The sequence below is a fragment of the Pseudomonas sp. BT76 TE3572 genome, assembly GCF_050435365.1.
Taxonomy (GTDB): domain Bacteria; phylum Pseudomonadota; class Gammaproteobacteria; order Pseudomonadales; family Pseudomonadaceae; genus Aquipseudomonas; species Aquipseudomonas fluorescens_W.
The window spans coordinates 5,294,106-5,306,276 of record NZ_JBNDKE010000001.1 but is presented as its reverse complement, the minus strand read 5'-3'; the positions used below and the strand labels follow the sequence as shown (position 1 = coordinate 5,306,276).

The 12,171-nt window shown below is 57.5% G+C and carries 11 protein-coding genes; all 11 read left to right on the top strand.

All coding sequences use genetic code 11. The features are described 5' to 3' along the window. Window positions 1-21: 21 nt before the first annotated feature. Entirely contained in the window at window positions 22-1,542 is a 1,521-nt protein-coding gene (gene exaC, locus ABH912_RS24075; protein ID WP_033054129.1) for an acetaldehyde dehydrogenase ExaC, read from the top strand. Window positions 1,543-1,821: 279 nt separating this feature from the next. After that, window positions 1,822-3,192, top strand: a complete 1,371-nt coding sequence (gene eat, locus ABH912_RS24070; protein ID WP_033054127.1) for an ethanolamine permease — start codon at window positions 1,822-1,824, stop codon at window positions 3,190-3,192. A gap of 137 nt (window positions 3,193-3,329) precedes the next feature. Beyond that, window positions 3,330-4,724: an ethanolamine ammonia-lyase subunit EutB gene (locus ABH912_RS24065; RefSeq protein WP_033054124.1), complete on the top strand. Its 1,395-nt coding sequence runs from the start codon at window positions 3,330-3,332 to the stop codon at window positions 4,722-4,724. 8 nt (window positions 4,725-4,732) lie between these two features. After that, on the top strand, window positions 4,733-5,557 hold the full coding sequence (eutC, locus tag ABH912_RS24060; protein ID WP_429511817.1) for an ethanolamine ammonia-lyase subunit EutC: 825 nt from the start codon (window positions 4,733-4,735) through the stop codon (window positions 5,555-5,557). Window positions 5,558-5,675: 118 nt separating this feature from the next. Further along, on the top strand, window positions 5,676-6,137 hold the full coding sequence (locus ABH912_RS24055; protein ID WP_008153569.1) for a GNAT family N-acetyltransferase: 462 nt from the start codon (window positions 5,676-5,678) through the stop codon (window positions 6,135-6,137). A gap of 218 nt (window positions 6,138-6,355) precedes the next feature. Continuing rightward, a complete protein-coding gene (locus tag ABH912_RS24050; protein WP_033054121.1) occupies window positions 6,356-7,012 on the top strand; it encodes a DedA family protein in 657 nt (218 codons plus the stop codon). A 6-nt stretch (window positions 7,013-7,018) separates the two neighbouring features. Further along, window positions 7,019-7,831: a zinc-dependent peptidase gene (locus ABH912_RS24045; protein WP_429511816.1), complete on the top strand. Its 813-nt coding sequence runs from the start codon at window positions 7,019-7,021 to the stop codon at window positions 7,829-7,831. Window positions 7,832-7,944: 113 nt separating this feature from the next. Continuing rightward, window positions 7,945-8,472, top strand: a complete 528-nt coding sequence (gene ppa / locus ABH912_RS24040; RefSeq protein WP_028620880.1) for an inorganic diphosphatase — start codon at window positions 7,945-7,947, stop codon at window positions 8,470-8,472. Between the two features lie 223 nt (window positions 8,473-8,695). Then, complete coding sequence (locus ABH912_RS24035) at window positions 8,696-9,448, top strand: S24 family peptidase (RefSeq protein ID WP_429511815.1); 753 nt, start codon at window positions 8,696-8,698, stop codon at window positions 9,446-9,448. Between the two features lie 641 nt (window positions 9,449-10,089). Continuing rightward, a complete protein-coding gene (locus ABH912_RS24030) occupies window positions 10,090-11,010 on the top strand; it encodes a restriction endonuclease (protein WP_429511814.1) in 921 nt (306 codons plus the stop codon). Between the two features lie 50 nt (window positions 11,011-11,060). Beyond that, window positions 11,061-12,134 (top strand): type II toxin-antitoxin system antitoxin DNA ADP-ribosyl glycohydrolase DarG, encoded by a 1,074-nt coding sequence (darG, locus tag ABH912_RS24025; RefSeq protein WP_429511813.1) that lies wholly within the window; start codon window positions 11,061-11,063, stop codon window positions 12,132-12,134. The last annotated feature ends 37 nt before the right edge of the window (window positions 12,135-12,171 follow it).

Here is a 12,171-nt window from a genome sequence, read left to right as displayed (position 1 = left end):
AAAAGCCAAGGAGAAATCACTATGCGTTACGCTCACCCCGGTACTGAAGGCGCTATCGTTTCGTTCAAGAGTAAATACGGTAACTACATCGGCGGCGAGTTCGTCGCGCCTGTCAAAGGTCAGTACTTCACCAATACCTCGCCAGTCAATGGCCAACCGATTGCCGAATTCCCGCGCTCCACGGCCGAAGACATCGAAAAGGCCCTGGACGCTGCCCACGCGGCCGCCGATGCCTGGGGCGCCACGTCCGCCCAGGCGCGCTCGCTGGTGCTGCTGAAAATCGCCGACCGCATCGAACAGAACCTGGAAGTCCTGGCAATCACCGAATCCTGGGACAACGGCAAAGCCGTGCGTGAAACCCTCAACGCCGACATCCCGCTGGCCGCCGACCACTTCCGCTACTTCGCTGGCTGCATCCGCGCCCAGGAAGGCAGCGCCGCCGAAATCGACGGCAATACCGTGGCCTATCACATCCATGAACCACTGGGCGTGGTCGGGCAGATCATTCCGTGGAACTTCCCGATCCTGATGGCCGCCTGGAAACTCGCCCCGGCCCTGGCTGCCGGTAACTGCGTGGTGCTCAAGCCGGCCGAACAAACGCCGCTGGGCATTACCGTGCTGATGGAGCTGATCGGCGACCTGTTGCCGCCGGGCGTACTGAACGTGGTGCAAGGCTTCGGCAAAGAAGCCGGCGAAGCGCTGGCTACCAGCAAACGCATCGCCAAGATCGCCTTCACCGGTTCGACCCCGGTCGGCTCGCACATCATGAAATGCGCTGCCGAAAACATCATTCCGTCCACCGTGGAGCTGGGTGGCAAGTCGCCGAACATCTTCTTCGCCGACATCATGCAAGCCGAAGAAACCTTCATCGAAAAAGCCGCCGAAGGCCTGGTGCTGGCGTTCTTCAACCAGGGCGAAGTTTGCACCTGCCCTTCCCGCGCATTGGTGCAAGAGTCGATCTACGACGACTTCATGAAAGTCGTGATGAAAAAAGTACTGTCGATCAAACGTGGCGACCCGCTGGACACCGACACCATGGTCGGCGCCCAGGCGTCCGAGCAGCAATTTGACAAAATCCTTTCGTACCTGGAAATCGCCAAGGGCGAAGGCGCCGAGCTGCTGACCGGCGGCAAGGTGGAAAAACTCGAGGGCAACCTGGCGACCGGGTATTACATCCAGCCGACCCTGCTCAAGGGCACCAACAAAATGCGTGTGTTCCAGGAAGAAATCTTTGGCCCGGTGGTGAGCATCACCACGTTCAAGGACGAAGCCGAAGCCCTGGCCATCGCCAACGACACCGAGTTCGGCCTCGGTGCCGGCCTCTGGACCCGCGACATCAACCGTGCCTATCGCATGGGCCGCGCCATCAAGGCCGGTCGTGTGTGGACCAACTGCTACCACCTGTACCCGGCGCACGCCGCGTTCGGCGGTTACAAAAAGTCCGGCGTCGGTCGTGAAACCCACAAAATGATGCTCGATCACTATCAGCAGACCAAAAACCTGCTGGTGAGCTACGACATCAATCCGTTGGGCTTCTTCTAAAAAACCGGGGGCGATGCAGGTATTCCTGTGTCGTCCTTTCAATAGTCATCGTCGGATCGCCGCCCGGAGCAAGCTCGCTCCCACAGTGATTTGTGGTTAGCCCCAACAGTGAGTTCACCCCTGAACCCTGTGGGAGCGGGCTTGCCCGCGATGGCGCCCTCAATGACACACCAAACATCACCCTGCCGCTCTGGCACGGGCTTTGCGTGCCCGCTCCACACGAAAACGTCGCACCTGAAAGTCCAACAAATCAAAAAATAAAAAAGACAGCGAGGACTTATGACTTCTACTACACAGCTCAAACCCACACTCGGCACCCTGCATTTATGGGGTATTGCCGTCGGCCTGGTGATTTCTGGCGAGTATTTCGGCTGGAGTTACGGCTGGGGCACCGCAGGCACCCTGGGTTTCCTCGTCACCGCGTTGATGGTGGCGACGATGTACACCTGTTTCATCTTCAGCTTCACCGAATTGACTACCGCGATTCCCCACGCGGGCGGGCCGTTTGCCTATAGCCGGCGGGCCTTCGGTGAGAAAGGCGGACTGATCGCCGGCATCGCCACCCTGATCGAATTCGTCTTTGCGCCCCCGGCGATTGCCATGGCCATCGGCGCCTACCTCAACGTGCAATACCCGGAACTTGACCCCAAGATCGCCGCCGTTGGCGCCTATTTCGTGTTCATGGGCTTGAATATCCTCGGCGTCAGCATCGCCGCGACGTTTGAACTGGTCGTCACCGTGCTGGCGGTCGCCGAATTGCTGGTGTTCATGGGCGTCGTTGCGCCGGGCTTCAGCTTCAGTAATTTCGCGCTTAACGGTTGGTCGGGCGCCAACGAGTTCACCATGGGCTCGATCCCTGGCATCTTTGCGGCGATCCCCTTTGCGATCTGGTTTTTCCTTGCGATTGAAGGCGCGGCGATGGCGGCCGAAGAAGCCAAGGACCCGAAACGCACGATTCCCAGGGCTTATGTCAGTGGCATTCTGACCCTGGTGTTCCTGGCCATCGGCGTGATGGTGATGGCGGGCGGTGTCGGCGACTGGCGTCAACTGGCGAACATCAACGATCCGTTGCCTCAGGCAATGAAAGCCGTGGTCGGCAACAATTCGAGCTGGATGCACATGCTGGTGTGGATCGGCCTGTTCGGACTGGTGGCGAGTTTCCACGGGATCATTCTTGGTTACTCGCGGCAGTTCTTTGCGCTGGCGCGGGCCGGTTACCTGCCTCGCGGCCTGGCCAAACTTTCACGCTTCCAGACTCCGCACCGGGCGATCCTGGCTGGCGGCGTGATCGGCATCGCGGCGATCTATAGCGACGGCCTGGTCAACCTGCAAGGCATGACCCTGACGGCAGCAATGATCACTATGTCGGTATTCGGTGCCATCGTGATGTACATCATCAGTATGCTGAGCCTGTTCAAACTGCGTAAAACCGAGCCGAACCTTGAACGCACCTTCCGCGCGCCGGGCTACCCGATCGTGCCTGGGATTGCGCTGTTTCTGGCGGTGGTGTGCCTGGTGGCGATGGCCTGGTTCAACACGCTGATCGGGTGTGTGTTCCTCGGGTTCATGGCTGCCGGTTACTTGTATTTCCAATTGACCGCCAAGCAGCGCTTCGATGCGCCGGCGGACGCGATGCTCGAAGGCGTCTGAGTTGCACCGGCGCCGAGCTGATTCCCGGCGCCTGCCTTATTGAAGTGCACGCAGTTCTCAATGTGGGAGCAAGCCCGCTCCCACAGGGGTTCGGTGGTGTATTTGAGTCATTTATTGAACCAGGAGGACCCCGTCCCATGGCCGCATTTGCCCATTCCGTCGGCGCCCAGACCTATCGTTTCGAGAGTCTCAAGGACGTCATGGCCAAGGCCAGTCCAGCGCGCTCCGGGGATTTTCTGGCCGGCGTCGCCGCCCTCAACGATGGCGAACGCGTGGCCGCGCAGATGGCCCTCGCTGACATCCCGCTCAGCCACTTCCTGCAAGAAGTACTCATTCCCTACGAGGCCGATGAAGTCACCCGACTGATCATCGACACTCACGACAAACAAGCATTCGCCGCCGTCAGCCACCTCACTGTTGGCGGTTTTCGCGACTGGCTGCTCAGTGATGCCGCCGACGAACAGAGCCTGCGCGCCCTCGCGCCAGGCCTGACCCCGGAAATGGCCGCCGCCGTGTCGAAGATCATGCGCGTGCAGGATCTGGTGCTGGTGGCGCAAAAAATCCGTGTTGTTACAAAATTCCGCGGCACGATGGGCCTGCGCGGTCGCCTATCCACCCGCCTGCAACCCAACCACCCGACCGACGAACCGGCCGGTATCGCCGCGAGCATTCTCGACGGCCTGCTGTACGGTAACGGGGACGCGATGATCGGCATCAACCCGGCCACCGATAGCATCTCCTCGATCTGCGCAATTCTGGAAATGCTCGACGCGATCATTCAGCGCTACGAGATTCCGACCCAGGCCTGCGTACTGACGCATGTCACCACGTCCATTGAGGCAATAAATCGCGGTGTTCCGCTGGATCTGGTGTTCCAGTCGATCGCCGGCACCGAGGCGGCCAACGCCAGTTTCGGTATCAATCTGAATGTACTGCAAGAAGGCTATGACGCCGGTTTGAGCCTGAATCGCGGCACCCTGGGCCAGAATCTGATGTATTTCGAGACCGGCCAAGGCAGCGCCCTGTCAGCCAACGCCCACCACGGCATCGATCAACAGACCTGCGAAACCCGCGCCTACGCCGTTGCGCGACATTTCAAACCGTTCCTGGTGAACACCGTCGTAGGATTCATTGGCCCGGAATACCTCTACAACGGTAAACAGATCATTCGCGCCGGCCTCGAAGACCACTTCTGCGGCAAGCTCCTGGGCGTGCCCATGGGTTGCGACATCTGTTACACCAACCACGCCGAAGCCGACCAGGACGACATGGACACCCTGCTGACCCTGCTGGGCGTGGCCGGGATCAACTTCATCATGGGCATCCCCGGCTCCGACGACATCATGCTTAACTACCAGACCACTTCGTTCCACGACGCCCTTTACGCCCGCCAGACGCTGGGCCTGAAACCGGCGCCGGAGTTCGAACAGTGGTTGGCCAAAATGGGCATCTTCACCCAGGCAGACGGCAAGATTCACTTCGGCGACAGCCTGCCGCCGGCCTTCCGCCAAGCGATGGCGCAACTGGGATGAGTGTTGAAATGGATAAACCACCCGCTGATCCACAGAACCCGTTGCTGGAACTGCGTCGCCTGACGCCGGCACGGATCGCCTTGGGAAGAACCGGCACCAGCATGCCAACCAGCGCGCAGCTGGATTTCCAGTACGCCCACGCTCAGGCGCGGGATGCGGTGCACTTGCCGTTCGACCACGCGGGGCTCAGCTCACAACTGGCTGAACGCGGGCGTGCCAGTTTGCTGCTGCACAGCGCCGCTACGGACCGGAACAGTTATTTGCAACGCCCCGATTTGGGGCGAAAGCTGAGTGATGAATCGGCGCAGGCACTGCGCGATTACGCATTGGCCAATCCCGGCGGGGTCGATCTGGCCATTGTCGTTGCCGATGGGTTGTCGGCGTTGGCCGTTCATCGCCATACCCTGCCGTTTCTGGAACGGATGGAAGAGCAGATTGTGAATGACGGCTGGTCCGTCTCACCGGTCATTCTGGTGGAACAGGGGCGGGTCGCCGTAGCCGATGAGATCGGCGAGCTGCTGGGTGCGAAAATGGTGGTAATCCTGATCGGCGAACGCCCTGGCCTCAGTTCCCCGGACAGCCTGGGGCTGTATTTCACCTACAATCCAAAGGTCGGGCTGACGGATGCCTACCGCAACTGCATCTCCAACGTCCGACTCGAAGGCCTGAGTTACGGCATGGCGGCACACCGTTTGCTGTATTTGATGCGCGAAGCCTGCCGACGGCAGTTGTCAGGGGTCAATCTGAAGGACGAAGCCCAAGTTCTGACACTGGAGTCGGACGCAGGAGCGGACATGAAAGGTAATTTCCTACTGAGTCTGCCGGATGCCTGAACCGTTTCCGCATTGCGTTTCTGATTCAGTTTCAGGCAGGATCGAAACACGGCTGCTCGAGTGAGAACCGTTCGCCGTCACAGTACGTGAAGACAGCCACTTGAAGACGAGACCTACCATGCGGATTATTCAAGCGACCCTCGAACACCTGGACCTATTGACCCCGTTGTTCGTCAAATATCGCGAGTTTTATGGCTCCCTGGCTTATCCGGACTCGTCCCGGGCGTTCCTTGAAAAGCGCCTGCGTCGCAAGGAGTCGGTGATCTACCTGGCCCTGGCCGATGACGACAGCAACAAACTGATGGGTTTCTGTCAGTTGTATCCGAGCTTTTCGTCCCTTTCGCTGAAGCGCGTGTGGATCCTCAACGACATCTATGTCGCCGAAGAGGCCCGCCGCCAATTGGTGGCCGACAACCTCATCCGCACCGCGAAGAAAATGGCCAAGGAAACCAACGCTGTACGCATGCGCGTTTCCACCAGCAGCAATAACGAAGTCGCACGGAAAACCTACGAATCCATCGGATTCAAGGAAGACACCGAGTTCAAGAACTACGTGTTGCCCATCAGCGACGAGCTGTAAGCCGAAAAAATCGCAGCCCTTGCGGGTACAGCCAGAGGCTGCGATCTTCTCTCACTGCGCTCCGAAATCCCCCGCTACAAACTCAACGCGATTTTCACCTCTTAGCCCGTATAATGCCGACCTTCCCGGCTTGTAAGAAAAACTACACCCGTCTGTAGCCTTTCGCGAAGTCATCCGCACAGGCCTGCCGAGTCGGGCCGTCACTTCAGGTGCTTTCCATGGATTTCAACCCGCTCGACCTTATTCTGCATCTCGATGTTTACCTCGATTTGCTGGTAACCAACTACGGGCCATGGATTTACGCCATTCTGTTCCTGGTGATCTTCTGCGAAACCGGCCTGGTGGTGATGCCATTCCTGCCGGGCGACTCCCTGCTGTTCATCGCGGGAGCAGTAGCAGCCGGCGGCGGCATGGACCCGGTGCTGCTGGGCGGCCTGCTGATGCTGGCGGCGATCCTTGGCGACAGCACCAACTATGTGATCGGACGAACGGCGGGTGAGCGTTTGTTCAGCAACCCGAACTCGAAAATCTTCCGCCGCGACTACCTGCAGCAAACTCACGACTTCTATGACAAGCACGGTGGCAAAACGGTGACGTTGGCGCGTTTCATGCCGATCATTCGTACCTTTGCACCATTTGTCGCCGGCGTGGCCAAAATGCCCTACCCGCGTTTCTTCGCCTTCAGTGTTTTGGGCACGATCCTCTGGGTGGGTGGCCTGGTGACCCTCGGTTACTTCTTCGGCAATGTACCGTTCATCAAAAAGAACCTGTCACTGCTGGTAGTGGGCATCATCCTGCTGTCGCTGTTACCGATGATCATCAGCATCATCCGCAGCCGCTTCGGCAACGCCGCGTCCAAAGCCCAATCGCGCTGATTCACCGTGTGGTCCCTTAGCGCCTGGCGTCGCCGGCGCATCTTGGCCAAACACCCGATTGCCGACGACATGTGGCAGCGGGTGCGCCATCACTTGAGTTTTCTCGATGGCCTCAGCGCCGCTGAAGACCGGTGGCTGCGCGAAGCCAGCGTGCTGTTCCTCCAGGACAAACACCTGACCGCCCTGCCCGGCGTCGAACTCCACCAGGAGCAGCGACTGCTGCTTGCCGCCCAAGCGCAACTGCCACTGCTGCACCTGGGCGATCTGAACTGGTATCAGGGTTTCCACGAAATCGTCCTCTACCCCGACGACTTTCTCAGCCCCCAGCGCCATCGCGATGCCAGCGGCGTCGAGCACGAATGGGACGGCGAACACAGCGGCGAAGCCTGGCAGCAAGGCCCGATCATCCTCGCGTGGCCCGGCGTGATGGCCAGTGGTGGCTGGGAAGGCTACAACCTGGTGATCCACGAACTCGCGCATAAACTCGACATGCTCAACGGCGACGCCAACGGCCTGCCACCGCTGCACACCGACATGCGGGTCAGCGACTGGGCCAAGGTCATGCAAGAAGCCTACGACGAGCTTGATCGGCAACTGGACCGCAACCCGGATGCAGAAACCGCCATCGACCCGTACGCTGCGGAAAACCCGGCCGAATTCTTCGCGGTCACCAGCGAATACTTCTTTAGCGCCCCGGATTTGCTGCACGAGGCGTATCCTCTGGTGTATGAGCAGCTGAAGCTGTTTTATCGTCAGGACCCGCTGGCCCGGCTGCGGCAACTTCTGGCCGAAGACCCGGTCTATCAGGCACGCGACTAAGGTCTCTACGACCTCTGGTACATAGCAACGGCGGCGGAATATGCCTATAATCGCCGCCACTTTTTGGTCAATCCGGCCAAGTGATTTTGGTCAACTAACGGGGGCACCGCCCAATGAGCTACAGCAAGATTCCGGCTGGCAAAGACCTGCCGAACGACATCTACGTCGCGATCGAGATTCCGGCCAACCACGCGCCGATCAAATACGAAATCGACAAAGACAGCGATTGCCTGTTCGTTGACCGTTTCATGGCCACCCCGATGTTCTACCCGGCCAACTACGGTTTCATCCCGAACACCCTGGCTGACGACGGTGACCCCCTCGACGTGCTGGTCGTGACCCCTTACCCGGTTGCTCCAGGTTCGGTCATCCGCGCCCGTCCGGTCGGCATCCTGCACATGACCGACGACGGCGGCGGCGATGCCAAAGTCATCGCAGTCCCACACGACAAGCTGTCCCAGCTGTACGTCGACGTGAAGGAATACACCGATCTGCCACCTCTGCTGCTGGAACAGATCAAGCACTTCTTCGAGAACTACAAAGACCTCGAAAAAGGCAAATGGGTGAAGATCGAAGGTTGGGGCGACGCAGAAGCCGCTCGCACCGAGATCATGAAGTCGGTTGCGGCCTATAAAGGCTGATAGCCGTCTCTCACGAACGGCTATAACGAAGAACCCCGGTTGATCCGGGGTTTTTTGTGGGCGTTTGAATATCACATTCAACAGCACATTTAACGGGCGGGCAAACCGGTTTTTTCTTGTTTAATTTTTACAAAAGACGTCTTACATCAGGACTTAAATTTCACGCCAGATTTGAACGGTTTGTTGAATCAAAGCCTTATGCCGCAAGGCTAGACTCGTGTTTATGAAAAAGAACAAAACCTGCGGCCCACGATTCAGAATGCTCCTGAAAGAGCTACAAATCACGACGACGAGATTTGCCGAATTCCTGGGTATTTCCGACCCTCAAACGGTCCATAACTGGTATACCCGCGGAGTGCCTGACTACCGCATGGAAGATGTCGCCAGAAGACTGTCCGTGAACACTGAATGGCTGAAAACCGGCGAAGGACCGCAAGACGCCAGGGAATTGCATCTGGTCGACGCATCCGGCAATACCTTCGACGCCCAGTCAATCCGGGGCACCTACCGGGTCATCGACCCAGTCGATATCGAACTACCCTTTTACAAAGAAGCGGCCACTGCCCCCGGCTCCGACAAAAACCATGTGATCAAAGACCCCAGCGAATCGATCCGCCTGCCGCGCAACGATCTTGACTCCCTGGAAATCAACCACGCCGATGCCATCTGCGCTCGCATGGTTGGCAACAGCATGGCCGAAAAAATTGAGGATGGCTCCATCGTCGCCATCGACCGCGGGCTCACGCAAATTGTCGACGGAGAGATTTACGCCATCGAGCACGACGGCATGTTGCGCATCAAATACCTGAGCCGGGTACCCGGCAACGCGATACGCATGCGCAGCCACAACAGCTCCGAATACCCGGATGAAGTCTTCAGACCTCCGCAAATCGAAGAACAAAACATAAGGGTTCTGGGATGGGTGTTCTGGTGGTCGACCCTGAATAAACGCAGGCCACCCGTACCTTTTCTGTAAACACATGACTTTGTAGCCGCAGGCTCCGTCAGACTGCTACAAGTCACGGGATAGCTCTACCCCGCACACCACGCTGGGAATTTCCCAAAAAAATCAGTATGCTGCGCCCCACATTTGCGCATCGACCCGCCTCGCGGCTCAGATCGCACCGACAAGGCAGATGACTTTCTCGCCAAGTCCCACAGCCGGACGCAAGATCCGGGTGTACGTTTTGAAGGCTGGCGCGGTTTACCAAAAATGAACCAAGCCAGTCCCCGAGAAGCCGGCCACAAGCCGGCTTTTTAATGCCTGAAAGAAAACCTTCCCCCTAAAAACCAGCAACTCAGATTGTATATCTCAATCGAATTGCAGGCGCCGTCACTTAAATGGTGCTTCATAACTCACCCGCCCGCCGAACAGACGCTAAAAAATGGCGATGAAGCGACTGGAAAGGCATGTGTACGCCTGATGTCGGAAAATATTGCGCAGGGATGTTTTGCAGTACAAAACCCTCCGCCCACACCCAAATTGGCCCATCACCGAACGATACACGGCGCGTTGCGCTTTCTCGGTGCCTCACCGATGAAGGCTATCTGAATGGCCGTTAATTTATACTCACCCGCCAATCAGCACAAAACCGTAGCCATCACAGGGAAGCGTCCATGTCCGTTCCAACTTACGATCAGTTCATCGAGCCCATCCTGCGGTTTCTCGCCACGAAAACCGATGGAGCACCCGCTCGGGATGCCTATGAAGCTGCAGCAAAAATGTTGCAACTGACTTTAGAGCAGCGTGAAGAACTGATCGCCAGTGGGCAGACGACCTATAAGAACAGAGCGGGCTGGGCACACGATCGGCTCAAGCGTGCCGGCCTTTCCAGCAGTGCCAAACGCGGGTATTGGAAATTGACTGATGCCGGTGTGGCCTACGCCAAGGAACATCCAGCCCCCATGCCAGCCGATGAAGTGGAGCATTTAGCCATTGGCTATATGAATGTGAAGCTGAAGGTTGCACCTGACGCAGCACCGCTTGACGACGAAATACCTGTTGAACCTGACGTCACCTCCGCTACCGCTAGCCCGGATGACCGGCTCGAGCAAGCCCTCCAGGAATTGCGCGACGCTACAGCGGCTGACCTTTTGGATAACTTGTTACAGGTCAGCCCCAACCGCTTCGAAGTGATCGTACTGGATGTGCTTCATCGCCTGGGATATGGCGCTAGCCGCAATGACCTGCAGCGTGTCGGTGGGTCTGGGGATGCCGGCATTGATGGCATCATTTCGCTCGATAAGCTGGGGCTTGAGAAGGTTTACGTCCAAGCCAAGCGCTGGCAGAACACGGTAGGCCGTCCTGAGCTGCAGGCTTTCTACGGCGCACTCGCCGGGCAAAAGGCTAAGCGCGGGGTGTTCATCACAACCTCTGGTTTCACGGCACACGCTGTCGACTTTGCCAAATCGGTGGACGGGATTGTGTTAGTGGATGGCACGCGACTGGTGCATCTGATGATGGATCATGAGGTGGGCGTTACATCGCGACTGTTGCGGTTGCCGGCGCTGGATCGTGATTATTTTGATGAGGAGTGAATAGCACCTATTGCCGACATGGCCCATTTTTCCGTGGGATGGTATTTCCAATGATCAGATTTACCCAAGGCAACCTTTTGGAAGCCAAAACCGAAGCCCTCGTCAACACGGTGAATACCGTGGGCGTGATGGGCAAAGGTATCGCGCTGATGTTCAAAGAGCGCTTCGTGGAGAACTACCGTCTGTATTCGGTGGCCTGCAAGGCCGGCGAGGTTGAGACAGGTAGGGTTCACGTAACCGCAGTCAATGAACTGGAAGGCCCACGCTGGATCGTTAATTTTCCTACCAAACGTCACTGGCAATCGCCGTCGCAGATGGCATGGATAACAGAAGGCTTACACGATCTACGTCGGTTTTTGATTGAAAACCATGTGAAGTCCGTGGCGGTTCCACCGCTAGGTGCTGGTAACGGTGGCTTGAAGTGGCCAGAGGTTCGCGAACAGATTGTTGATGTATTGAGTGATCTGGATGTCGATGTGTTGGTGTTCGAACCTACCAATCAGTATTTGAATGTCGCTAAACGTAGTGGCGTGGAGAAACTTACACCTGCTCGCGCACTCATCGCAGAACTGGTTCGGCGCTACTGGGTTCTAGGTATGGAATGCAGCCAGCTTGAGATTCAGAAACTGGCCTGGTTCCTGGAGCGCTCTATTGAAAAGCAGCCGAACACCGAAAATCCGCTGAACCTGAAGTTTGTTGCTCATAAATATGGGCCGCATGCCGATCGGTTGGAGCTTCTGCTAAATAACCTGGATGGCAGCTACCTGCATTGCGACAAGCGAATCAGTGATGCAGGTATCAGCGATGTGATTTGGTTTGACCAGGCGCGCAAAGCCTATCTGCAGACCTATTTGAAGACGGAGACCAAGGAGTATTCCGAAGCCTTGGAGCGCACTGCCGAGTTGATTGACGGCTTTGAGTCGCCCTTCGGCATGGAATTGTTGGCGACGGTCGATTGGTTGTTGAACCAAGAGGCGGTATCCCCAACTATTCCTGCAGTGCGCGAAGCATTAAAGCATTGGGGTGGAGGATCTGATGCTGCCGCTCGCAAGAATCGGCTTTTCGACGACTCGGCGCTTGATATCGCACTCAAGCGTCTGACATCCAGTAGCTTCAGGCCTTGACCCTCTTTCAACCAATCAAACTGACCAAACAGCCTCT